Annotated in this window: 18 protein-coding genes; 9 read left to right on the top strand and 9 right to left on the bottom strand. The window is 72.3% G+C overall.

Features of this window, described 5'->3' with window-relative positions:
- Window positions 1–16: 16 nt before the first annotated feature.
- Genes ACZ6AA_RS35185 through ACZ6AA_RS35175 form a run of 3 tightly spaced genes read right to left on the bottom strand, consistent with a single transcriptional unit; the run spans window position 17 to window position 3,417 of the window.
- Window positions 17–760: a succinate dehydrogenase/fumarate reductase iron-sulfur subunit gene (locus ACZ6AA_RS35185; protein ID WP_468460702.1), complete on the bottom strand. Its 744-nt coding sequence runs from the start codon at window positions 758–760 to the stop codon at window positions 17–19.
- Window positions 757–2,706, bottom strand: coding sequence for a fumarate reductase/succinate dehydrogenase flavoprotein subunit (locus tag ACZ6AA_RS35180; protein WP_471462518.1), 1,950 nt, complete (start codon window positions 2,704–2,706; stop codon window positions 757–759). The genes ACZ6AA_RS35185 and ACZ6AA_RS35180 overlap by 4 nt, the downstream gene beginning before the upstream one ends.
- Before the next feature lie 3 nt (window positions 2,707–2,709).
- On the bottom strand, window positions 2,710–3,417 hold the full coding sequence (locus ACZ6AA_RS35175) for a succinate dehydrogenase (protein WP_471462516.1): 708 nt from the start codon (window positions 3,415–3,417) through the stop codon (window positions 2,710–2,712).
- Between the two features lie 95 nt (window positions 3,418–3,512).
- Between ACZ6AA_RS35175 and ACZ6AA_RS35170 the strand changes: the two genes are divergently transcribed.
- On the top strand, window positions 3,513–4,388 hold the full coding sequence (locus tag ACZ6AA_RS35170; RefSeq protein ID WP_190120202.1) for a LysR family transcriptional regulator: 876 nt from the start codon (window positions 3,513–3,515) through the stop codon (window positions 4,386–4,388).
- Window positions 4,389–4,549: 161 nt separating this feature from the next.
- Window positions 4,550–7,390 carry a hypothetical protein gene (locus ACZ6AA_RS35165; RefSeq protein ID WP_471462514.1) on the top strand — a complete coding sequence of 947 codons (2,841 nt, stop codon included), beginning with the start codon at window positions 4,550–4,552 and terminating at the stop codon, window positions 7,388–7,390.
- Between the two features lie 186 nt (window positions 7,391–7,576).
- Here ACZ6AA_RS35165 and ACZ6AA_RS35160 read toward each other — a convergent pair whose 3' ends face one another.
- The 3 genes from ACZ6AA_RS35160 to ACZ6AA_RS35150 all read right to left on the bottom strand — a co-directional run bounded on the left by ACZ6AA_RS35160 (window position 7,577) and on the right by ACZ6AA_RS35150 (window position 11,818).
- Window positions 7,577–9,754 (bottom strand): putative bifunctional diguanylate cyclase/phosphodiesterase, encoded by a 2,178-nt coding sequence (locus ACZ6AA_RS35160; RefSeq protein ID WP_468460712.1) that lies wholly within the window; start codon window positions 9,752–9,754, stop codon window positions 7,577–7,579.
- On the bottom strand, window positions 9,751–10,563 hold the full coding sequence (locus ACZ6AA_RS35155) for an SAM-dependent methyltransferase (protein ID WP_468460714.1): 813 nt from the start codon (window positions 10,561–10,563) through the stop codon (window positions 9,751–9,753). Before ACZ6AA_RS35155 ends, ACZ6AA_RS35160 begins: the two co-directional genes overlap by 4 nt.
- Window positions 10,564–10,810: 247 nt before the next feature.
- Entirely contained in the window at window positions 10,811–11,818 is a 1,008-nt protein-coding gene (locus ACZ6AA_RS35150) for an SCO0930 family lipoprotein (protein ID WP_471462512.1), read from the bottom strand.
- Window positions 11,819–12,084: 266 nt separating this feature from the next.
- On the opposite strand from ACZ6AA_RS35150, the gene ACZ6AA_RS35145 reads away from it, so the two are divergent.
- The 3 genes from ACZ6AA_RS35145 (at window position 12,085) to ACZ6AA_RS35135 (ending at window position 14,632) form a co-directional block, all read left to right on the top strand.
- Window positions 12,085–12,723, top strand: a complete 639-nt coding sequence (locus ACZ6AA_RS35145) for a hypothetical protein (RefSeq protein ID WP_471462510.1) — start codon at window positions 12,085–12,087, stop codon at window positions 12,721–12,723.
- A gap of 15 nt (window positions 12,724–12,738) precedes the next feature.
- Entirely contained in the window at window positions 12,739–13,500 is a 762-nt protein-coding gene (locus ACZ6AA_RS35140; RefSeq protein ID WP_468460720.1) for a bestrophin-like domain, read from the top strand.
- Between the two features lie 598 nt (window positions 13,501–14,098).
- Window positions 14,099–14,632, top strand: a complete 534-nt coding sequence (locus tag ACZ6AA_RS35135) for a hypothetical protein (protein WP_471462508.1) — start codon at window positions 14,099–14,101, stop codon at window positions 14,630–14,632.
- A 107-nt stretch (window positions 14,633–14,739) separates the two neighbouring features.
- Here the strand turns inward: ACZ6AA_RS35135 and ACZ6AA_RS35130 are convergent, their stop codons facing one another.
- Window positions 14,740–15,234, bottom strand: a complete 495-nt coding sequence (locus ACZ6AA_RS35130) for a hypothetical protein (protein ID WP_468460724.1) — start codon at window positions 15,232–15,234, stop codon at window positions 14,740–14,742.
- A gap of 340 nt (window positions 15,235–15,574) precedes the next feature.
- Here ACZ6AA_RS35130 and ACZ6AA_RS35125 point away from each other — a divergent pair, with 340 nt between their 5' ends.
- Window positions 15,575–16,237 carry a class F sortase gene (locus tag ACZ6AA_RS35125; protein ID WP_468460726.1) on the top strand — a complete coding sequence of 221 codons (663 nt, stop codon included), beginning with the start codon at window positions 15,575–15,577 and terminating at the stop codon, window positions 16,235–16,237.
- A gap of 144 nt (window positions 16,238–16,381) precedes the next feature.
- Here ACZ6AA_RS35125 and ACZ6AA_RS35120 read toward each other — a convergent pair whose 3' ends face one another.
- Both ACZ6AA_RS35120 and lysX read right to left on the bottom strand, forming a co-directional pair.
- The gene (locus ACZ6AA_RS35120) at window positions 16,382–17,248 is read right to left on the bottom strand and encodes a polysaccharide deacetylase family protein (protein ID WP_468460859.1); all 867 of its coding nucleotides are present in this window, start codon (window positions 17,246–17,248) and stop codon (window positions 16,382–16,384) included.
- Window positions 17,249–17,353: 105 nt separating this feature from the next.
- The gene (gene lysX, locus ACZ6AA_RS35115; protein WP_471462506.1) at window positions 17,354–20,653 is read right to left on the bottom strand and encodes a bifunctional lysylphosphatidylglycerol synthetase/lysine--tRNA ligase LysX; all 3,300 of its coding nucleotides are present in this window, start codon (window positions 20,651–20,653) and stop codon (window positions 17,354–17,356) included.
- Window positions 20,654–20,785: 132 nt separating this feature from the next.
- On the opposite strand from lysX, the gene ACZ6AA_RS35110 reads away from it, so the two are divergent.
- The 3 genes from ACZ6AA_RS35110 to ACZ6AA_RS35100 all read left to right on the top strand — a co-directional run bounded on the left by ACZ6AA_RS35110 (window position 20,786) and on the right by ACZ6AA_RS35100 (window position 23,469).
- The gene (locus tag ACZ6AA_RS35110) at window positions 20,786–21,256 is read left to right on the top strand and encodes a universal stress protein (RefSeq protein ID WP_468460730.1); all 471 of its coding nucleotides are present in this window, start codon (window positions 20,786–20,788) and stop codon (window positions 21,254–21,256) included.
- Window positions 21,257–21,423: 167 nt separating this feature from the next.
- Window positions 21,424–22,869, top strand: a complete 1,446-nt coding sequence (locus tag ACZ6AA_RS35105; RefSeq protein WP_468460732.1) for an amino acid permease — start codon at window positions 21,424–21,426, stop codon at window positions 22,867–22,869.
- A gap of 36 nt (window positions 22,870–22,905) precedes the next feature.
- On the top strand, window positions 22,906–23,469 hold the full coding sequence (locus ACZ6AA_RS35100) for a dihydrofolate reductase family protein (RefSeq protein WP_471462503.1): 564 nt from the start codon (window positions 22,906–22,908) through the stop codon (window positions 23,467–23,469).
- Window positions 23,470–23,690: the final 221 nt, after the last annotated feature.

The raw sequence follows: 23,690 nt of genomic DNA, 5'->3' as shown, positions 1-23,690 counted from the left end.
CGTCCCCGCTGCCGCGTCAGCGCACCTTCCGCGTCGCCCGCAGCCACTCCTTGTTCATCGCCGCGATCGACGGCAGCGGGATGCCCTTGGGGCAGGCCGTCGCGCACTCGCCGGTGAGAGTGCAGCCGCCGAAGCCCTCGGAGTCCATCTGGGCGACCATGTCGAGGACGCGGGTCTCGCGCTCGGGGGCGCCCTGCGGAAGGACGTTGAGGTGGTTGACCTTGGCGGACGTGAAGAGCATCGCCGAGCCGTTGGGGCAGGCCGCGACGCAGGCGCCGCAGCCGATGCACTCGGCGTGCTCGAAGGCGAAGTCGGCGTCCGGCTTCGGCACCGGGGTCGCGTGGGCCTCCGGGGCGGCGCCGGTGGGGGCGCTGATGTAGCCGCCGGACTGGATGATGCGGTCGAAGGCGGAGCGGTCGACGACCAGGTCCTTGATGACCGGGAAGGCGGCCGCCCGCCACGGCTCGATGTCGATGGTGTCGCCGTCGTCGAAGGACCGCATGTGGAGCTGGCAGGTCGTGGTGCGCTCGGGGCCGTGCGCGTCGCCGTTGATGACGAGCGAGCAGGCGCCGCAGATGCCCTCACGGCAGTCGTGGTCGAAGGCCACCGGCTCCTCGCCCTTGACGATGAGCTCTTCGTTGAGGGTGTCGAGCATCTCCAGGAAGGACATGTCCGAGGAGATTCCGTCCACTTCGTACGTGGACATCGCGCCGTCGGCGTCGGCGTTCTTCTGGCGCCAGACGCGCAGGGTGAGCTTCATGCGTAGCTCCGCTGAGTGGGGTGGACGTACTCGAAGGTCAGGGCTTCCTTGTGCAGCACCGGGGCGTCACCCGTGGCCGTGAACTCCCAGGCGGCCGCGTACGAGAACTCCTCGTCGACGCGGGCGGCCTCGCCGTCCGGGGTCTGGGACTCCTCGCGGAAGTGGCCGCCGCAGGACTCGGCGCGGTGCAGCGCGTCGAGGCACATCAGCTCGGCCAGCTCCAGGTAGTCGACGACGCGATTCGCCTTCTCCAGGGACTGGTTGAACTCCTCGCCGGTGCCGGGCACCTTGATGCGGCGCCAGAACTCCTCGCGGATCTGCGGGATGCGCTCCAGGGCCTTGCGCAGCCCCGAGTCCGTGCGGGCCATGCCGCAGAACTCCCACATCAGCTCGCCGAGTTCGCGGTGGAAGGAGTCCGGGGTGCGGTCGCCGTCGACGGCGAGGAGGAGGTTCAGACGGTCCTCCGTCTCCGCCAAAACCTCCCGGACCACCGGGTGTTCGGCGTCGACCTCGTCCTTGTGCGGGTTGCGCGCCAGGTAGTCGTTGATGGTGGACGGCAGGACGAAGTAGCCGTCGGCCAGGCCCTGCATCAGGGCGGAGGCGCCGAGGCGGTTCGCGCCGTGGTCGGAGAAGTTGGCCTCGCCGATCGCGAACAGGCCGGGGACGGTGGTCTGGAGGTCGTAGTCGACCCACAGGCCGCCCATCGTGTAGTGCACGGCGGGGTAGATCCGCATCGGCACCTCGTAGGGGTTCTCCGCGGTGATCCGCTCGTACATGTCGAAGAGGTTGCCGTACTTCTCCTCGACCGCCTTGCGTCCCATGCGCCGGATCGCGTCGGCGAAGTCCAGATACACGCCCTGGCCGCCGGGGCCCACTCCCCTGCCCTCGTCGCAGACGTTCTTGGCGGCACGGGACGCGATGTCGCGCGGCACGAGGTTGCCGAAGGACGGGTAGATCCGCTCCAGGTAGTAGTCGCGCTCGCCCTCGGGGATCTCGTTGGCCGGACGCTTGTCGCCCTTGGCCTTCGGCACCCAGATCCGGCCGTCGTTGCGCAGCGACTCACTCATCAGGGTGAGCTTGGACTGGTGGTCGCCGGTGCGCGGGATGCAGGTGGGGTGGATCTGCGTGAAGCAGGGGTTGGCGAAGTACGCGCCGCGCCGGTGGGCCCGCCACACGGCCGTCGCGTTGGAGTTCATGGCGTTCGTCGACAGGTAGAAGACGTTGCCGTAGCCGCCGGACGCGAGCACGACCGCGTCGGCGAAGTAGGTGTCGATCTTGCCGGTGATCAGGTCGCGGGCGACGATGCCGCGCGCCCGGCCGTCGACGACGATCACGTCGAGCATCTCGGTGCGCGGGTGCATCTCGACGTTCCCGGCGGCGATCTGGCGCGAGAGCGCCTGGTACGCGCCGAGCAGGAGCTGCTGGCCCGTCTGGCCGCGGGCGTAGAACGTGCGGGACACCTGGACGCCGCCGAAGGAGCGGGTGTCGAGCAGGCCGCCGTACTCGCGGGCGAACGGCACGCCCTGCGCCACGCACTGGTCGATGATCTCGACGGAGATCTGCGCGAGGCGGTGCACGTTGGACTCGCGGGCGCGGAAGTCGCCGCCCTTGACGGTGTCGTAGAAGAGACGGTGCACCGAGTCGCCGTCGTTGCGGTAGTTCTTCGCGGCGTTGATGCCGCCCTGCGCGGCGATGGAGTGGGCGCGGCGCGGCGAGTCCGAGTAGCAGAACTGCACGACGTGGTAGCCCTGTTCGGCGAGCGTCGCGCCCGCGGAGCCGCCCGCGAGGCCCGTGCCCACGACGATCACGGTGTGTTTGCGGCGGTTGGCGGGGTTGACCAGCTTGGCCTCGAAGCGGCGGGTGTCCCAGCGCTCGGCGACGGGCCCCTTCGGGGCCTTGGTGTCGACGACGGGCTCGCCGGTGGTGTACTCAACGAAGTCGTTCATCGGTCAGCTCACCACTCCGGTCATGACGCCGACGGGTACGGAGACGAAGCCCACGGTCAGCAGCAGCGCGAGGCCGTTGGCGCAGGTCTTCAGGAAGCGGTCGCGGGTCGCGTTGCCCACGCCGAGGGTCTGGGCGGCGCTCCAGAACCCGTGCCGGACGTGGAAGCCGAGGGCGACCACGGCCGTGATGTAGATGACGTTGCCGTACCAGGTGGAGAAGGTGTCGACGACGTTCTGGTACGGGTGCAGGTGCTCGTAGCCGCCCGGGTGCACGGTGCCCGTCGTCAGGTCGAGGATGTGCCAGACGATGAACAGGCCGAGGATGATCCCGCCCCAGCGCATGGTGCGGGTCGCGTAGCTGGAGCGCGGCTTCTTGTGCACGTACTTGCTCGGGCGTGCCCTGATGTCGCGGCGGCTGAGCTGGTACGCGGACACGGCGTGCGCGACGACGGCGGCGACGAGTCCCACGCGGACGACCCACAGGGTCCACTCCCAGCGCATCACGGGCTCGCCGAGGGTGCGCAGCCAGTGCGCGTAGTGGTTGAAGTCACCGGGACCGAAGAAGATCTTCAGGTTTCCGACCATGTGGGCGACCAGGTAGAGCAGCATGATCAGGCCGCTCACCGCCATCACGGTCTTCTTGCCGACGGTGGAGTCCCACACCGTGCGCGGTAGTGACGGCCGTCGGTCCGTCCGCGTTGCCAGAGCCATGCCAGGAACGCTACGGCCGAAGGTCCCGATCAGTCCAAGAGATGGTTACGCTCATCTCCATAGGCTCGCCCTATGCATGGCCTATCGTGGTGCCCATGCAGTTCCAGCAGCTTCTGTACTTCGTCGCGGTCGCCGAGACCCGCCACTTCACGCGGGCCGCCGAGCAGGTGCACGTCTCCCAGCCCTCGCTCTCGCAGCAGGTGCGGGCCCTGGAGAAGGAGCTGGGCGCCGAGCTGTTCAGCAGGGCGCGCGGGAACATCGCGCTCACCGACGCGGGCGAGGCGCTGCTCCCGCTGGCCCGCCGCATCCTCGCCGACGCCGACACCGCCCGCATCGAGGTGCAGGAGCTGGCCCAGCTGCGCCGGGGTCGAGTGCGGCTCGGGGCGACCCCGAGCGTCTGCACGGGTCTCCTTCCGCAGGTCCTGCGCGACTTCCACGACCGGCACCCCGGCATCCAGCTCCTGATCGAGGAGGGCGGCAGCCACGACCTCGTGCGCCAGCTCGCGCGCGGGGCCCTGGACCTGGCCCTGGTGGTGCTTCCCCTGCCGACGCCGTCGCCCGCCCTGACGACGGTGGAGCTGCTGCGCGAGGACCTGGTGGTGGTGTCGTCGCCGGACGCGCCAGGACTCGGCGCGTCCGCGCGCGTCGCCGACCTCCAGGGTGAGCGCCTCGTGATGTTCCGGCACGGCTACGACCTGCGGGAGCTGACGGTCGCCGCGTGCCGTGCGGAGGGCTTCGAGCCCGAATTCGCCGTCGAGGGCGGCGAGATGGACGCCGTGCTCGGCTTCGTCCGCGCGGGGCTCGGTGTCGCCGTCGTCCCCCGCATGGTCGCGGAGCGGGCGGGCAGCGGGCTCCGGATGACCCCACTGTCCCGGCCGCGCCTTCGCCGCACCATCGCGCTGGCCCACCGCAGCGATGTCGCGCCGCCGCGGGCGGCGCGGGAGCTGCAACGGATGTTGCTGGCGAGGTAGCCGTGGCCTGACGCCCCGGCAAGGGTCGCCCCAAGGGGCGCGCGCCCCCACGCGCGCCCCCCAATATGCCCTGTGCGCTGGGTATTTCACGCCATCCGACGGGTCCCCCAAGGTGTGCGCCCGGCTCTAACCTGGCCGTCCGTGAGCGGGAGGGGGCGCCCATGGCAACAGCTGCGGGCGGGGGCACGACGACGGGGAGCAAGGCGGTGACCGCGGGCCGGAGGGCAGTGGTGGTGCTGCTGTGCGCGGTGGTCGTGGGGTGTGCCGTGTGGGCGTCGGACGAGTGGGGGGACACCACGCGGCGGCAGGTGGCCGCGCAGAACCTGGAACGCTGGCAGACGCAGCGGGGGATGATCGTGCCTCCGGGCAACGCGGCCCTGCCCGTGGCGGATCCGAAGCTCCTGCCGGGCAAGGGCGGCAGCGGCGAGATCTCCGTGCGCGTCAGCCGGGCGAAGGGCGACGACTGGCGGGTCACCGCGCGCTACCGGCTCCGGCTGCGCGAGTCGGACCCCCTCGTCGAACGGCTCCGGCCCACGCCGACCGCCTTCAGCCAGGTGTCCAACGCCGTCCCAGGCGGATACGGCACCCTCGTCGCGATGCGGCCCGCCGTGAAGGAGACGGAAACGGCCTTCCCCTCCCGCTGCACTGTCAGCCAGGCGTCCGCGCGCGGCGTGGTGACGGTCACGGCCGAGCACGGCGTCACGTTCGCCGATCTCGCACCCGGCCGTCGGATCTCCTTCGCCCTCAACTCTCGGGCCCCCGACGCGAAGGGGCACCTGGTGCCCAATCCTCCGGGCCGCTGGCGGTGGAGCCTGGACGTCCCGCACGGCTGGGGATTCAGTGTGTACGGCCAGCCCTCCAGCCAGACGGCCCGCACCGTCCAGCTCACGCTGCCCCAGCCCGAGCGGCGCACGTCGACGTTCGTCTCCGCCGAGTTCGTGCGCGCTCCGGCACCCAAGAAGGACACGGGTCCGCCGGTCTGGCAGGTCCGCCCCGGCAGCAGCCCCGAGGCCCTGCTGTCCCTGCTCGCCCTGGGCGCCGTGGCCGGCGGGGCGCTCACGGCCTTCCTGACCGCGCCGGGCGGCTCCGCGGCGAGCCCCCGGCGGACCCGCGCCGCCATCGTCGTCACCGTCACCGCGCTGCTCCTCGCCGTCGGGTCGCTGCTCCTGCACGCCTACTCCACCAAGTGGCGGGTGCTGTTCTGGCTGTGGGGATCCGTCAGCTACCCGCAAACCTCGCTGATGACCAACACCCTGCCGCTGGAGTCCCGCACCCAGGGCACGCTCCTCGGCACCGTCCTGTTCGTCCTGCCGGTCCTCGCGGTCACCGTCACCCTGCACCTGCGCGGCGGACGCTTCCCGCGCCCCTGGGAGCTGTGCATGCTCGCCGCCCCCGCCGTGGCCCTCGTCCTGATGGCCTGGCTCATGGGCGCCGACGGCTGGACCCGGGCGGTGGTGACCTGCCTGGTCACCGCGTCCGTCGCGGCCGGCGCCGTGTACGCGGCGCTGCGGCTCGGCCTGTGCGGGAGCGGCGCGCGCCCCTGGGCCGCGCCGCTCGCCGTGGCGGCCTGGACGGCCGTGGCCACCTCCGTCGTCCTGCAGGTCCTGCCCTGGGACTTCCAGTGGTCGCCCACCGACAACGCCTGGACGATCGACGACCGCACCGTCGGCGTCTCCTGGCCCCTCGCCTTCCTGCTGCCCGTGCCCTGGGTGATCGCCCTGCTCCTGCTGACCTGCCCGCTGCTTCCGCCGCTGATCCGGCCCGGCTGGCGGGGCCGCCTCGCCCTGGGCGCGGTCCTCGTCACCGCCCTGCTCCCGTGGTGGACGACCCTGCGCAAGCCGCAGCGCCCGCCCACCAGCGACCTCTTCGCACAGCTCGCGGGCCAGTGGCCCGGCGACGACTTCATCTACGGCGTGCGCACCCTCGCGCCCGGCGCCCAGATCATGTGGTGCGCGGCCGTCGTCGTGCTCGTCGCGCACCTCTACTCCACCGGCACCGAGCCCCGCCGCCTCGGCCCCGGCGCCCGGCGCGACTGCGTCACCCTGCTCCTGTTCGCCGCGGCCGCGACCGTGATCGGCGCCCCGGACACCTGGCTGCCGTACTGGACCACCGCCGCCGCGCTGTTCATGGCCTGGGCGGGCGCCCATCTGGTGCTGCCGCCCGCCCGCGCGGAGCACGCGAAGAGGCTGCACCGCCTGACCGGCGCCGCGCACGCCCGGCTGCTCAACTCCCTGGCCCGCGCCCTGCTGTTCGCCGAGGGCCGGCACCGCTTCCTGACGTCGTCCCGCGGCACCCTCGCCGACACGTCCCTGCCCGCCGACGACTGGGAGGACAAGTGGAAGAGCCTGCGCCGACCCACCGCGGGGGACGCGGCGGACGAGACGGCACGGCTCAAGAGCGTCGCGCTCGGCGGCTCCGGGGGCCGCACCGCCTGGAACAACGGCCTGACCGCGGCGGCCGCCACCGCGCTGCTCAGCCTGCCGTGGACGGCGTGGACGGCATGGCAGGCCCAGGGCTACAGCGGGGTGCCGGAGGCGGTGACCGTCGCGGGCGCGCCGACCTGCGTGTGGCTCGCGCACGGCTTCGTGTACGGATATCTGTATCCGTGGCTGCGGGGCAACACTCCCGTGGGCAAGGCGGGTTGGCTGTGGCTGGTGATGTCCGCGGTGCAGGTGCTGCTGCTCGTGCCGCGGCTGCGGGTGCCGCAGGGCCCGGTCGCGCTCTCGGTGTTCCTGCTGCTCGCGCAGAGCACCGTCCTCGCCCTCGGGCTCGCCCTGTACTGGGAGATACGCCTGGTGCGCCGCGCGGACCTGCTGTGGGGCCACATCCGCAACTTCCGCCGCCTGTCGTCGCTCGCCACACCCGTGAGCGCGGTCCTGGTGGCGACGATGGCGGCCGTGGCCACGGTGCTTGCGACCACCTGGGCGAACAACGTCACGTCCCCCGTGGAGAACCCCAGCCCGTCCCCGTCGGCGACGTCGTCGGCCCCCGAACGCCCCTGACCACCAGGGGAAGGGCGCCCCCGAAGGGGCGCGGGGAACTGCGCGCTCAACCACAAAGGACCCGCAGCCGCGCTCACAGGACCAAGAGGCACCCCGCAGCGCCAAAGCCAAGCCCCCCACCGGCTCCGGGAAACGGAAACCCATCCCCGGGCAAGGCGCCCCGCCGGGCAAGGCGCCCCCGCCAGCTCACGTCGCGTCCGCGAGGGCCAACTCGTGCAGCCGGTCCGGCGGCCCGGGCCGGGCGTAGTACCAGCCCTGGGCCGTGTCGCAGCCCAGTTCGCGCAGCTGGTCGGCCTGGGCGCCGGTCTCCACGCCCTCGACCGTGACGGCCAGGTCCAGGCTGTGCGCGAGGGACACGATGCCCTCGATGATCTTCAGGTCGACCGGGTCGGCGGGGAAGTGCTGCATGCCCTGGGTGAAGGCGCGGTCGAGCTTGAGGACGCTGACCGGCAGGCGGCGCAGGTTCGCGAGGTTGGAGTACCCCGTGCCGAAGTCGTCGAGCGCGATGTCCACGCCCATCTCGGCGAGCCTGCGCAGCGGCTTGAGCAGGTCGTCGTCGGCGCCGATCAGCGCGGACTCGGTGACCTCAAGGCACAGGGAGCCGGGCGCGAGGCCCGCGCGCTCCAGGATCTCGACGGTGTCGGAGACCAGGCCGGGGTGGGTGAGCTGGCACGGCGACAGGTTCACGTTGACGCGCAGCGGGCCCGCGGCCTGCTCCGCCCCGGTCGCCGCCTCCCAGGCGCGCGCCTGACGCACCGACTGCTCAAGGACCCAGCGTCCGAGCGGCACGATGAGACCGGTGTGCTCGGCGAGCGGAATGAAGCGGTCCGGGCTGATGACGCCGTGCTGCGGGTGCAGCCAGCGCACCAGGGCCTCCGCCCCGCGCACGCTGCCGTCGCCGAGGTGCACGAGCGGCTGGTACTCGATGAAGAACTCGCCGCGCTCCAGGGCCACCGGCAGGGCCGTGGTCAGACCGTGCCGGGTGATGGCGCGGGCGTCGGCCTCCGGGTCGGCCAGCTCGTAGCGGTTGCCGCCCGCGTGCTTGGCGCGGTACATCGTGATGTCGGCGCTGCGCAGCACCTCGGCGGCGCCGCGCTCGGCCGCGGGTCCCTCGACGATGCCGATGGAGCCGCGCACCGTCAGTTCGCGGCCGTCGACGCGGATCGGGGTGGCGAGCGCGTTCATGATGCGCCCGGCCAGCTCGTCGACCTCGTGCTCGGTGTCGGGGCCCGTGGTCAGCGCCACGAACTCGTCGCCGCCGAGGCGCGCGACCATCTCGCCGGGGGCGGTGGCGCAGGCCTGGAGGCGGTCGGCGACCTCGACGAGGAGGCGGTCCCCCGCCGCGTGCCCGAGGCTGTCGTTGACGGTCTTGAAGCCGTCGAGGTCCAGGTAGCACAGCCCGAAGCGGGAGCCCTCGCCCGCCGAGAGGGCCTTCTCCAGGCGCTCGAAGAACAGCGTCCGGTTGGGCAGGCCGGTGAGCGCGTCGTGCGTGGCCTCGTAGCGCAGGCGCAGATTGAGCAGGCGGCGCTCGGTGGTGTCCTCCATCAGCGCCAGCTGGTACTGCGGCACGCCGTCGGCGTCGCGCAGCAGGGACACCGTCAGATTGGTCCACAGGACGGTGCCGTCGGGGCGGTAGAAGGCCTTCTCGACGCGGTAGTGCTCGCGGTCGCCGCGCACCAGCTCCTCGTAGAGGCGCCAGACGTGCGGGGAGTCGTCGGGGTGCGTCCACTCGGCGACGTTGCGCCCGCGCAGCTGGTGCTCCAGGCCGCCGAACATGCGGATCAGGGCGTCGTTGACCTCAAGGACCGTGCCCCTGAGGTCGGCGATGCCGATGCCGATGGCGGCGCCGTGGAAGACCGCCCGGAACCGCGCCTCACTGGCGTGCAGGGCCTCGGCGACGGTGCCGCGCGCGTCGAGGGCGGCCCGGGATATGGCTTCCTGCTCGGCGCGGGTGCGCTCGCGCAGCGCCCGGGCGAACCCGGCGGCGACGGCGTGCTGGATCCGGGAGCAGCGGGCCCGCAGCTCCTCGCGGTCACCGGTGGCGGCGTCGGCGGGCGCGCCCTCGTCGGTGGCGACGGCCTCGCAGTACAGCACCAGGTAGGCGTCGACGACGTCGAGCGTGCGGCTCAGGGCCTCCGGCTCGGTGCAGTGCGCCCCGACGAGCTCGGCGCCCACGGCCTCGCTCCCGGCGGCGCGGAACACCCGCTCCGCAAGGGCCGACCGCAACTGCCGGGCGAGCGGCAGCAATTGGCTCTCGAACTCGGGGCGGGTGAGCGAGGTGGCGGTCACCGGGAACAGCGCGCGGCTCCAGATGGTGGCGAACCTGCGCAGTCTGTCCTCCGGCCCGTCCTGGTCCGCGCTCAACGCTTGCGCCCCACGCCGGCGAACCCGGAGAAGGACCAGGGGTCCTCCTCCGCGAGCTCCGTGTCGGCCCGCCAGTGCGGCATCGGCACGAGGCCGGGTTCCACCATGTCGTATCCCTCGAAGAACCGCGCGATCTCGGCACGCGATCGCATGATCAATGGAGTGCGGATGTCCTTGTACACGCCGACGGTCCCGTCGGCCTGTTCCTGCGGGACCGGTATCCCTTCGTACGAGGCGTGCGTCACGGCGATCAGGCTGCCGGGCGGCAGCGCGTCCCGCAGTTCGGCGACCGCCGCGTAGGGATCGTACGCGTCCTCGACGAAGTGGAGTATGGCCACCAGTAAAAGCGCCACTGGCCGATCGAGGTCCAGGAGGCTTCCGACTTCGGAACTGCCCAGGATGTCGCGGGGTTTCCGCAGATCCGCGTAGGCCGCCGCGGCCTGGTCATTGCCTTCGAGAACCGCACGGCTGTGCGCCACGGCGACCGGATCGTGGTCGACGTAGACGACGCGCGCGGCGCTTTCGGCCCGCTGCGCGACCTCGTGGACATTGTCGAACGTGGGGATCCCCGAGCCGATGTCGAGGAACTGAGTGACGCCCTCGTCGACACAGAAACGCACTGCTCGGCGCATGAAGGCACGATTCGCCTGCATGATCTTGGGGAGCCCCGGCATGAACTCCATCGCCTTGCGCGCGGCCTCCCGGTCCGCCTCGAAGTTGTGCGAACCGCCCAGATAGTGGTCGTACATCCGGGCCACGCTCGGCATCGTGATGTCGATGCCCGGCGGGGCCCAGTCGGGACGCTCCATCAACACTCCAGGGCTTAGGCGTAGTCAAGGCGAGCCGGTGTTCGAAGGTGAGGCTACTGATCGTCAGCCAACGGAGCGAGTCAAAACGGAAATTGGCCGTCCGTTCTCGGTCACTGCCTATGGCAAGTGCCGTACACAGCCCAAAGAACCGGTCCATTCCTTCCCTTTGGTGCGGAAGGAACGGACCGGTCGGCGTGGGGGGAGGTTGTGGGGGGGGGAGGCTGCCGTGCCCGATGGACTACATGGCCTACTTCGTGGCGCCCACCGCCTTGCCGGTGGGGGCGGCGGCGAACCAGGTGCCGCCCACGCCCTGCCCGTTGGTGTCGCCGGGCTTCTTGTCACCGGCGAAGGTGTACAGCGGCCAGCAGTCGATCGTCTGCTGCTTGAGGCCGTCGGGGCGGTTGAAGGTGACGAAGCCCTTCTTCAGGATGCCCTTGGTGTCGTTCTTGGCCACCGGCTTGACCACGGGCCACTTCTCCAGGCAGGGGCCGGTGCACGCGGACTTCATGGGCCAGGCGGAGTCCTTGGTGAAGCGGTAGACGGTCATGCCGTTCTTGTCGACGACGATCTCGCCGAGCTTGGGGTCGTTGCGGGTGGAGAGTCCGGCGAGGTCGGCGGGCTGGGCGGCGTCGCCGCCGGAGTCCGCGCCCGAGTCGGCGGCGGGCGCGGCCTTCTTCCCGTCGGGCGCGGCGGCATACCAGGTGCCTCCCACGCCCTGGCCCTTGGCGTCGCCGGGCTTGGCGTCCTTGGCGAACCGGTACATCGGCCAGCCGTCGATGGTCAGCTGCTTGCTGCCGTCGGACCGGGTGACCTCGCCGAGCAGCGACTTGTCGACGCCGGGGGCGGCCTTGGCGCCCTTGGCGGCCACCACGGGCCAGGTGGTCTCGCAGGCCCCGTCGCAGTTGGACTTGGGGGGCTCGGCGGTGTCCTTGTCGAACCGGTAGAGCGTGAAGCCCGCGCTGTCGATGACGACCTTGCCGAGCTTCTTGCTGTCCCACACGGCCAGCTGCCCGGCGGCCTTCGTCTTGCTCGCGCCGCTCCCGGAGTCCGAGCCGTAGCCACCGCCCGAGCCGTAGCCGTCGCCCGCGCCCGCCCCGTCCTTGACCGGGGCCTCGTTGCCCACGTTCTGGCCCTTGGGGGTCTGCTCCCCCTTCTCCTGACCGCACGCCGTCGTCAGCGCCAGCATGGCCGCAGCTGCCGCTACGAGCGAGGCGCTCCGCCAGGCCCTGGGGGAACCCCCTGATACATGCTGCATCTTCAACTCCCGCTGTGTGCTTGGCTGTTGTGACGCCAGTAGCGTCCCGGCGACGCCTGCTGCGTCACGCATGGCCCTAGGTACGGGCGGGACCGGGCGCAGCGTTCAACGCGGTCTCAAAAAAGTTTCCGGTGCCGCCGAAAGGGTTGCGTCGGCGCCCTGACGCGTCGGGGGCGCGCGAACCCGCGTACGGCCGCTCCCACGTTCGGACGATTCGACGCCCGCTCGCGCCCGCGCGAGGGGGCGCGCGGTCCATGATCTCGGTCGTGCCCGGATCCTCCAGGGGCCGCACGGCCCCCGTCACGCGCGCCCTCGCGCTGCTCACCCTGGCCTGGCTCCTCGGCGCACCGGCGGGCGCCGCGGCGGCGCCCGCCGACGCGTGCGCGTCCGCGTCGACCGGTCGGGGCGGGGTCGTCCTCGCGGGGAGCGGCCCGGGGTGTACGCCGCCGCCCACACCCCCGCCGAAGCCGAAGCCCACGCCCCCGAAACCCACCCCGAAGCCCCCCAAGCCCACGCATCCCCCCAAACCCACTCCGACCCCCAAGCCGACACCCCCGAAGCCGACCCCCACACCCACCCCGGCCCCGACCCCCAGGCCGACGCCGCCGCCGGAGCCGCCCCCACCCCCGGCGCCCGCGCCGCCACCACCCCGCGTGGCCCCCGCACCACCCGCGCCCCGCCCGCCCCTCGCTCCCCCGCCGACCGTCGAACCCCAGGTCACACCCCCTCCCCCGACCGCCCCCAAGACCCGTCGGCCCGCCCCGTCGCCCCCGCCCGTCACCTACCCCGTGTACCACGCGCCGCCGCGCAAGCAGCCGCCCCGCGGCGGGCCGTCCCTGGTCTCGCTCACCCTGCTCGTCACCGCGCCCGCGGTGTTCGCCGTCGCCGCCCTGCGACCGCGCTGACCGCCGGAGGAACCCTTGTCGGAATGGCTTGTTCTCACCCTCGCGATGGCCGCCGCGTGCGCCGTCGTCCTCGTCATCGTGGTGCTCCGGCACCGACGAACCTCCACGGACTACGACACTTCGGAAACTCCGGATGTCATGGAGTACATGACGATGATGATCGGCGTGGTGTACGCCATCGTCCTCGGCCTCGCCATCGCCGGTGTGTGGGAGGCCCGCAGCGCCGCCCAGGATCATGTGCGTGCCGAGGCCCAGGCCCTGCACGAGGTCAATGAACGGGTCCGGGTGTACCCGCAGGATGCCCGGGATCGGATCCGTGCCGATGTACGGGCGTATGTCGGCCATGTCGTGACCACCGAGTGGGACACCATGACCAAGCGCGGCGAGCTGACCGGGCGCGGGGACGAGTTGCTTGCCCGGCTGCGCCACGACGTCACCGACTTCGAGCCGAAGTCCGACTTCCAGGCCCAGGCCTACCAGCCCCTGATCGACCAGGTCGCGCTCGCCGACGACGCCCGCGGCGCCCGTGCCGACAGCGCGGGGGCCACCATGCCGGGCGTCGTGTGGTTCGGCCTCATCAGCGGCGGCCTCGTCACGGTGGGCCTCATCTTCGCCCTCCAGATCCGCCGCACCGCCCGCGAACTGATCCTCGCCGGGCTCTTCTCCGCCCTGATCGCCTTCCTGCTCTTCCTCATCTGGGACTTCGACGCGCCCTACAGCCGCGGCATCGCGGCGACGGCGGAGCCGTTCGAGTCGCTGTTCCCGGACGTGGGCTAGGCCGTATCCGGGACGCGCGCCGGGCCGTGTCCGGCGGGTCGGCGGCGCCGGGCGCGGGGCAGGGCCGGGTCGGGATCACCCCTTCGGGAGGCACGGATCCGATCCCGCCCGGCGGCCGCGGGGGCCACCGGCCCTGGGGAAGTACCGGTGGCCCAGCCGCCGGACGCCCCCGTGTTCCCCCGTGGCGTTCCATCCGTGCGGCATATGCGTCATCAAACCCCCCGCCCCCGCCCCGCGGGGAGTGTGTGCGCCGGGCCAATGTGTGCGCGGCGAGCACACGGTGTGTGACCCGCGCGGACCCGCGAGCACCGGAAGCCCACCCTCCGCCCCGGACCGCCTCCAGCCCCCGTCCGACCGGGTCCGCCCGACCGGCTCCGCCCGGCCCCCGCCCGCGCCTGACGCCCTGCCACATTCCCGCGCCCGCACCGCCGCGCCGCGCCGTCGCGTTCCCCTGTCCGGCCCACAGGAATGCCCCGTTCGCACGACACCGATCGCGGGCGTCCCGGGCCCTGCCTAGCGTTCGGGACATCGAGGTGCATATCAGGCGCAAGCGGAAGAAGGTCCGCGGCTGCTCCTCGGGGACCCGGAGGAATTGCTCATGCGCGCGATACGCGTCGCTTCGGCCGCTCTGCTCACCGCCACCGCCCTCACCCTCACCGCGCCCCCGGCGTCCGCGGCCGTCGCGGGCGAGGAGAACATCACGTCGTTCGGCTTCCGGGTCACGCCGTCGACGATCGCCGCGGGCGGCCAGGTCACGCTCAGCGTGGACGGCTGCGAGCACAACACCAAGGTGACGTCGGGCGTCTTCGACGACGTGACCATCCCCAAGGGCCAGTCGTCGGCCACCGCGATGGTCTTCTGGGACGCCAAGCCCGGTGCCATGTACGAGGTGACGTTCATTTGTGGCCAGGAGTCGGGCACGACCGACCTGACCATCGTCGGCGGCCACTCCAGCAGCAGCCCGAGCCACCACCCCACCCCGCACCACACCCGGGGTGTCAAGGCGGGCGTCGGCGGCAGCTCCGGCGGCTTCGACGGCCAGCAGCTCGCCCTCGGCGGCGCCCTCATCGCGGGCGTCCTCGGCACGGCGTACTACTGGACCCGGCGGCGCACCGGCCAGGACGAGTCCTGACCCACCCCGGCACAGGCGGCCGGCCCGGCGCGGAAGGGGACGCGCCGGGCCGGTCGGCCGTGTGGGTGCCGGACGGGCCGTCACGCTCCGTCCGGCCGCGGGAGCCGTCAGGCCTTGCTCTCGGACCGGCGGCGCATCCAGAACACTCCGCCGCCGACGGCCGCGGCCGCCACCAGGGCGCCGCCGATCGCCATGTCGGTCCGCGTCGCCCCGGACGTGGTGCTGCCGCCGATGCCGCCGCGGACACCGCCGTGGATGACCGTGAAGGCGGCGGGCCGGGTGAGGGGCTTGCCGCCGCAGTTCGCCGTGATGTCGTACGCCCCGGGGTGGGCGTTGTGGTTGACGGTGACCGTGGCGCTCGCGGTGGAGCCGCCCGGGATGTGCTTCAGGTTGGTCCGGGGGAACGCCGGTGACTCGACGTAGCTGCCGGGCGAGCTGCAGGAGCTGCCGTCGACGGTGACCGTCAGCTGGCCACCCCTGGCGATGACGCTGGGCATGGCGACGATGTTGCTCGGTTCCGCCCAGGCCGCGGCGGACGGCGCCGCGAACCCGACCAGGGCGCCTGCGGCGACCACGGCCGCCAGAGCACGAGAATTGCGCATGGGTATCTTCCTCCGCGGCAGGCGCCCCGGGGACACCATTTCCCCGGTCGATCGGCGAGAGCGCCTCCCAGATAGACCCTCAGACGCCCTGCATGCAGCCGCATTTCGGGAATCGGCCGTCCTGGTGAGGTGACACGCCGGAGCGCGTCCGCGCGAGTGGATATTGCCGCAGGTCACGGACCGTCAGAAATTTCCTGCGGGCGACGACTCGGATGGCGCAGAACCCTCTCTGCCGCCACCCGTTCGCTCCCGCCCTTTCGCACGCCGCGCGCGCTGCGCATAGCGTTTTTCCCACGCGCAATGGACGCGGCCGAAATGCCGCGTTGAGAGGGGATAGAGAATGTCTTCGTCCCAGCCTTCGGAAGAATTCGACGAGGAGGAAAGGCAGCGGAAACGCGCGCCGTGGGGCGTCATGGCGCTGGTCCTGCTGACCGGTCTCGCCCTGATCCGCAACGGCTCCGGCGAGTTCGACGTCGGCCCGCCGCAGCCCGCGTCGGCCGCGGCGGCGGACCGCGCGCCCACCAAGTCGGACGGCCCCGCGCCGCTGGCGTTCTCCCCTGCCGACCGCGTCCGCGTCAAGGCGATCCGGGTCGACGCTCCCGTCATGGCGGTCGGCCTGGACGCGGAGGGCTGGGTGGACGCGCCGCCGCCGGACGACCCCAATCTGGCGGGGTGGTTCACCGGCGCGGTGTCGCCGGGCGAGAAGGGCACGGCCGTGGTCGTCGGGCACGTCGACAACCAGCGCGGGCCCGCCGTCTTCTACGGCCTCGGCTCGCTCAAGAAGGGCAACCGCGTCGAGGTCCTGCGCAAGGACCGGCGCACGGCCGTCTTCGAGATCTACGGCATCGAGGTCTTCGAGAAGAACAACTTCCCCGGCGGCCGTGTGTACGCGAGCGGCGCCACGCCCGAACTGCGGGTCATCACCTGCGGCGGCGGCTTCTCCAAGCAGAACGGCTACGACGGGAACGTCGTGGTGTTCGCCCGCCTCGTCGAGGTGCGCTGAGGCACCCGGCCAATCGGCGGTCCACGATCGGGGCGCGGGCACCGGACCCGCGCCCCCTTCCCTGCGCCCGCACACCCCGCCCGGGCCCGGCGCCCAGACTCCCCGACCTGACCCGGCGCCCGGACGCCTCGACCGGCCCCGTGCCTAGACGCGGTACCGGCTGGGAACGGTGAGCCGGTACCCGGCGTCCACCAGCTCCGGCAGATAGGCCCGCAGCGCCTGCACGCTCTGCGAGCGGTCGCCGCCCGCGTCGTGCGAGAGCACCACGACGCCGGGGCCCGCGCCGCCGAGGACGCGGCGCACGATGGTGCCGGTGCCGGGGGTGCGCCAGTCGAGGGTGTCCACGGTCCAGGCGAGGGGCTCCATGCCCAGCTCCGCGCCGAGTTCGAAGGCCGCCCGGTTCCAGGCGCCGTACGGGGCGCGGAACCACTCCGGCGGCCGCCCCACGGTGGCGTCGACGATGTCGCAGGTGCGCTCCATCTGACGGCGGATCGACTCGCGCGAGAGGCGCGGAAGCAGCGGGTGGCTCCAGGTGTGGTTGCCGATCACATGCCCGTCGTCGACCATCGCGCGCAGCAGGTCCGGGTGGGCCGCCGCCATCTCGCCGCACACGAAGAACATCGCGCGGGCGTCGTGCCGCCGCAGGGTGCGCAGGATGTCCGTGGTGTAGCGCGGGTCGGGCCCGTCGTCGAAGCTCAGGACCATGGAGCGGACGCGGCCGGGCAGCCGCAGGATCGGCGCGCGGCGCACCGGCGGGCGCGCGGGGGCACCGCGCTGGGGCCCGTACCCGGTCATGGGACGCAACCGGTACGCGGAGGCCCGCGCCGGGGACTTCGGCGGGCGGCCGGTCTGCGGCCCCGCGGCGGGTCCGGCCGCCGCGGTCGCGGACGGGGCCCGGCCGGGGGTCGCGGCGGTGTCCGCGGTCAGGAGCCGGGCCGTGGTGGCCGCGCCGAGCACGGCGGCACAGCGGAGCAGCGCCCGGCGCCCCGAAGGCATCTGATCGGTTTTCATCATTAATCCGTCGCATGGCCGAAGGCCGCGACACCTCCGCGACACCGGCGGGACGCGTGAATGCACCCGATGGGACCAGCCGGGCCGCGCGCGGCGGCGGGCCGGTCAGCGGCGGCGGACCAGCGGGAACGGCAGGGTCTCGCGGATGGTCAGGCCGGTGAGGAACATGACGAGCCGGTCCACGCCGATGCCGAGCCCGCCGGTGGGCGGCATGGCGTACTCCAGGGCGTCGAGGAAGTCCTCGTCGAGCTCCATGGCCTCGGGGTCTCCCCCGGCGGCGAGCAGCGACTGCGCGGTGAGGCGGCGGCGCTGTTCGACGGGGTCGGTCAACTCCGAGTAGGCGGTGCCCAGTTCGGTACCGAAGGCGACGAGGTCCCAGCGTTCGGCCAGGCGCGGGTCGGCACGGTGCTGGCGGGTGAGCGGGGAGACGTCGGTGGGGAAGTCCTTGTAGAAGGTGGGCAGCGTCGTCGGCTCCTCGACGAGGCGTTCGTACATCTCAAGGACGATGTCGCCGCGGCCGTCGTCGATCGTGTACGGGACGTGCGCGCGGTCGCAGAGCCGGTGCAGGGCGGGCAGCTCCGTGTCCGCGTCGACCTCCTCCCCCAGCGCCTCGGAGAGCGCGCCGTAGACGGTCTTGACCGGCCAGGCCCCGGAGATGTCGTGCTCGGTGACGGTGCCGTCGGCGGCGGTCCTGCGGGCGATCGGGGTGCCGAAGGCGGCGGTCGCGGCGCCCTGGACGAGTTCGCGGGTCAGGTCGAGCATGACGTCGTAGTCGGCGAAGGCCTGGTAGGCCTCCAGCATGGTGAACTCGGGGTTGTGCTTGTAGGAGATGCCTTCGTTGCGGAAGGTGCGGCCCATCTCGAAGACCTTCTCCATGCCGCCGACGCAGAGCCGCTTCAGGTACAGCTCGGGGGCGATGCGCAGATACAGGTCGAGGTCGTAGGCGTTGATGTGGGTGGTGAAGGGGCGGGCGTTGGCGCCGCCGTGGATCTGCTGGAGCATCGGCGTCTCGACCTCCAGATAGCCGCGGTCGAGCAGGCCCTGGCGCAGGGCCTGGACGGCGGTGGAGCGGGCGCGCACGGCGTCGCGGGCGGCGGGGCTCGCGACCAGGTCGAGGTAGCGGCGGCGGACCTTGGCCTCGGGGTCGGTGAGGCCGCGGCGCTTGTCGGGCAGCGGGCGCAGGCACTTGCCGGTGAGCTGCCAGGAGGCGGCGAAGACGGTCAGCTCGCCGCGGTCGCTGCGGCCGACCTCGCCGGTGGCGACGATGTGGTCGCCGATGTCGGTGCCCGCGGTGAAGGCGTCCAGGACGTCCGGGCCCGACCGGTCGCGGGTGAAGGCGAGTTGGAGGTCGCCGGACCAGTCCCGGAGTACGGCGAAGACGACGCCGCCGAAGTCGCGTACGAGCATCACGCGGCCCGCGACCGTCACTTGATCGCCCGTCATGTCCGGGCGGATCGCGGCGAGTTCATGGGTGCGGGGTGCGATGCCGACCGGGTAGGGGTCGATGCCGTCCGCGCGCAGCCGGTCGAGTGTCCGGTGCCGGATGCGGATCTGCTCGGGCAGGGACTCCACGGGGTCGCGGATGGTGTCGTCGGCGGCGCCGAGGCCGAGCGCGGTGAGGGGCGGCAGGCCCTCGGTGGTGGCGGGCTTGGTGACGCCGCGGGGCTTGGTGTGCCCCTTGCCCCACAGCTTGCGCAGCGACGGCACGGAGACGAAGCCCTCGGCGATGCCGGAGGCGAGGCTGATGCGGGCGAGGGAGCCGGTGTCGCCGTAGCAGATGAAGCGCGGGTACCACTCGGGGTGGTACTTGGCGTTGGACCGGTAAAGGGCCTCCAGCTGCCACCACTTGGAGAAGAACAGGAGCAGCCGGCGCCACAGCCGCAGCACCGGGCCCGCGCCGATCCGGGCGCCCTCCTCGAACACCGACCGGAACACGGCGAAGTTCAGCGAGATCCGCTTCACTCCGAACTTCGGTGCCACCGCGCACAGTTCGGCGACCATGAACTCCATGACCCCGTTGGGCGCGCTGCGGTCGCGGCGCATCAGGTCCAGGGAGATGCCGTCACGGCCCCAGGGCACGAGCGAGAGCAGCGCGAGCAGGCGCCCGTCGGCGTCCTGGGCCTCGACCAGCAGACAGTCGCCGTCCTCGGGGTCGCCGAGCCGGTCCAGAGCCATGGAGAAGCCGCGCTCGGTCTCGGTGTCCCGCCAGGCGTCCGCCTTGTCGATGATCTCCTCCATCTCCTCGTCGGTGAGGGTGGAGTGGCGGCGTACGCGGGCGGTGGCGCCGCTGCGGCGGACCCGGTTGACGGCCTGGCGCGTGACGCGCATGTCGCGGCCGTCCAGGTCGAAGTCGGGCACGTGCAGGATGGCCTCGTCGCCGAGTTGCAGCGCGCCGAGCCCGGCGCGGGCGAAGGCCTTCGCGCCCTCCTCGGACGCGCCCATCACGGCAGGCGCCCAGGCGTAGCGCCGGGCCACGTCGAGCCAGGCCCCGATCGCGCGCGGCCAGGCCTCCCGGTCGCCGACGGGGTCGCCGCTGGCCAGGCACACGCCCGCCTCGACGCGGTAGGTCACGGCCGCCTTGCCGCTGGGTGAGAAGACGACGGCCTTGTCGCGCCGCGTCGCGAAGTAGCCGAGGGAGTCCTGGTCGCCGTACCGGCCGAGCAGGGCGCGGATGCGGGGCTCCTCGTCGCCGTGCAGCGCCGCCTCCATGCGCTGCGAGCGGAACAGTGTCATCGCGGCGTTCAGGAGCGCGAGCGCGCCGAACAGGCCGAGGAAGAAGAACAGCGGACGCGGCGGCGCGCCGTCGAAGTAGTCGTGGCCGTGGATGAGCCCGCCGCAGACGCGGTTGGCCGCCCAGAGCAGCCGCTCGCCGCGCGGCAGCGTCCCGGGGAACAGCTCGACGAGCCCCCAGCCGAGGAGCACCGCCACGCCGAGCCCGGCGGCGAGCACGCCGACGGCCCGCCGTACGGCCCCGCGCCGCGAGTCGGCGTAGAACTCGCCGCGCGCCAGGATCAGGAACACCAGCGCGACGCCGCACACCACCAGGGACGGCACCGACTCGGCCCAGTAGCCGAGGGCGATGCCGAGCACGTCGAAGGCGAGCAGCAGGCCCAGGTAGATGACGACGAGCCACCACGCGACCTTCTTGCGGGCCGCGATGGCGGCGGCGAGCAGGAAGAGGAACACGGCGTACGCGAGGTTCGCGCTGACGGGGACGGTGATCAGGTCGAGGAAGCGGATCACCGGCCGCAGCAGGTGCCTGAGCGGCGCCATGACGGCCAGGACGGCGCAGAAGAGGCCCAGGGCGCCGAAGAAGAGGGCGAAGCCCTCCGGGACCTTGGCCAGGATGCGGCGTCGCTCCGCCGCGCGGGGGGCTGCGCCCGGCTCGGCCACGGACTCACTCATGCACCCGACTCTAGGAACCCCGGGCCCGGGCCGCCCGTCGGCCGCCACTCTCGGGGCCGAGGTGCGCCCCTTACGGGGCGCCCCCCAGGGCCCCGGGCCCGGGTGCCCCGGGACCTGGGCTAGCCTCGGAGGGTGACGGAAGACGCTCCTGCGCAGGGCCATCAGTTCGAACGCGGCACCGACGGGCCGAAGGTGATCGTCGTCGGGGTCGACGGCTCGGACTCCTCGCTGCGCGCAGCGGCATATGCCGGAGGCCTGGCGCGGCGGCAGCGGGCGCTGCTCGCGGTGGTGTACGTCCAGCCGGTCCTCGCAGCGGGCGCAGCCCTGGGCGCACCCGTCGCGGACACCACCGAGGCGATCGCGGAGAACCTGATCGCCGAGATCCGCGACGCCACGGAGCGCGTGAAGGGGATATTCGACGTGCGCTGGGAGTTCCACACCTTCCGCGGCGACCCCTACAACGGCCTGGTCGGCGCCGCCGACGAGCTCAAGGCGGACGCCGTCGTGGTCGGCGCGTCCGAACAGGCGGGACACCGCATCGTCGGCTCGGTAGCGGTGCGCCTGGTGAAGGCCGGGCGCTGGCCGGTCACCGTGGTGCCGTAGCGCGTCCCCCGGGCCACCTCGGGAGGCCGTCGTAGGCCGACCGGGCGAACCTCGTCCCCGGCGCGCGCCCGCGCGCGCGGCGGGTGCGTGGCGTCTTCCCCGCCTCCGGCCGCTGGGCCATCATGATCGGCCATCAGCCGACCGCCGCCAGCGAAGAGGTGAGGCTCATGGCCGGACTACGACCGGGGCAGGGCGTCCTGCGCCGCAAGCCCATCGACCGTATCGACGACACCGAGACAGGCGGTGCGGGCGGGCAGCTCACCCGCACCCTCGGCCTGTGGCAGCTCACCGCGATCGGCGTGGGCGGCATCATCGGGGCGGGCATCTTCACGCTCGCGGGCACCGTCGCCAACGAGAAGGCCGGCCCCGCGGTCCTCATCTCGTTCCTGATCGCGGGCGTGGCGAGCGCCGCGGCCGCGTTCTCCTACGCGGAGTTCGCGGGCCTCATCCCGAAGGCGGGCTCGGCGTACACCTACGGGTACGCCGTCCTCGGCGAGCTGGTCGGGTGGTTCATCGGCTGGGACCTGATCCTGGAGTACACGGCGATCGTCGCGGTGGTCGCGATCGGCATCTCGGGCTACTTCAACTTCCTGCTGGGCGAGATGGGCGCGGAGCTGCCCACCTGGATGCTGGGCGCGCCCGGCACCGGCGACGGCCACAAGGTCGACCTGTTCGCCGCCGTCCTGTGTCTGTTCATCGCGTACATGCTGACGCTCGGCATCAAGAACGCGGCACGCTTCGAGATGGTCGTCGTCGTCCTGAAGGTCCTCGTCGTCCTCCTCGTCATCGGCGTCGGCTTCTTCCACGTCGAGACGGGCAACTACTCGCCGTTCTTCCCGTTCGGCGTCAGCGGTGCCTTCACGGGCGCGGCCACGGTGTTCTTCGCGGTCTTCGGGTACGACGCGATGAGCACGGCCGCCGAGGAGTCCAAGGACGCGCAGCGCCACATGCCGAAGGCGATCCTGTACTCGCTCGCCATCTCGATGGTCCTGTACGTCCTCGCCTGCCTGGTCCTCACCGGCATGCAGGACTACAAGGACATCGACCCCGAGAGCGGCTTCTCCTCCGCGTTCAAGGCGGCGGGGCTCGGCGGGCTCGCGGACGTCATCGCCGTCGGCGCGATCATCGGCATCCTCACCGTGATGTTCACGTTCATGCTGGGCTGCACGCGCGTGTGGTTCTCGATGAGCCGCGACGGGCTGCTGCCCAAGTGGTTCGCGAAGACCAGCGAGACCCGCCACGTGCCGACCCGCGTCACCTGGATCGTGGGCGTCGCGTCCGCCGCCATCGCCGGGTTCCTGCCGATCGGCGAGGCGGCCGAGCTCACCAACATCGGCATCCTGCTGGCGTTCGTCGTGGTCTGCATCGCGGTGATCGTGCTGCGCTACAAGCAGCCCGACCTGCCGCGGACGTTCCGCTGCCCCGGCATGCCGGTGGTGCCCGCGATCGGTGTCGTCTTCTCGATCTGGCTCATCACGTTCCTCGAGTGGCAGACCTGGGTCCGGTTCGCCGTGTGGTTCGCGCTGGGCCTGGTGGTGTACTTCGCGTACTCCTACCGCAAGTCGGAGCTGGCCCGGACGGAGCCGGGGACGACGGAGAAGAATGTGCCGTAGCCGTACTGGCTGACCCGGCACCGAGGAGGACTTCCGATGCGCAGCGTGACCTATTCGATGAGCGTCTCGCTCGACGGCTACATCGTCGGGCCGGACGGCGGCTTCGACTGGACGGAGCCCGGCAAGGAGGTCTTCCGCTTCTGGATCGACGACATCCGCGGGGTCGGCGTCCACCTGATGGGACGGCGGCTGTACGAGACGATGCTGTACTGGGAGACCGCCGACCAGGACCCCTCGCTCGACGACGCCATGCTCGAGTTCACCGCGCTCTGGAAGCCGCTTCCCAAGGTGGTGTTCTCCACCACGCTGTCGACGGTCGAGGGCCATGCCCGCCTGGCTTCGGGCAGCGTGGCGGAGGAGATCGAGCGGCTGCGGGCCGAGCCGGGCGAGGGCGAGATCGCGATCGGCGGCGCGACCCTCGCCGCGGAGGCGGCCGCGGCGGGTCTGATCGACGAGTACCGGGCCATGGTCTACCCGGTGCTCGTCGGCGGCGGCATCCCGTTCTTTCCCCGGAACGAGCGCCGGGTGGACCTGGAACTCGTCGAGTCCCGCACCTTCGACTCCCGCGTGACCTACCTCCGCCACCGCGTGACGCGCTAGGTCCTCAGCGGCCCATCATCAGGCCGTCCTTGGCGGCCCCCCGGCTCAGGGTGATGCGGCGGATGCGGTCGCGGACGTCGGTGACGTCCGCGCCGCGGGGGGGGGGGGGGGGGGGGGGGGGGGGAGGAGGCGCGCACCCCGCTCACCCACCCAACCAAAACCCACACCACCCCCCCCCCCCCCCCCCCCACCCGAGGTGCGCGATGGGACAAAAGAAGGGA

The organism is Streptomyces sp. NPDC040610 (assembly GCF_055594065.1).
Note: the sequence above shows the minus strand (reverse complement) of the source record. Positions and strands in the feature narration are given on the sequence as shown.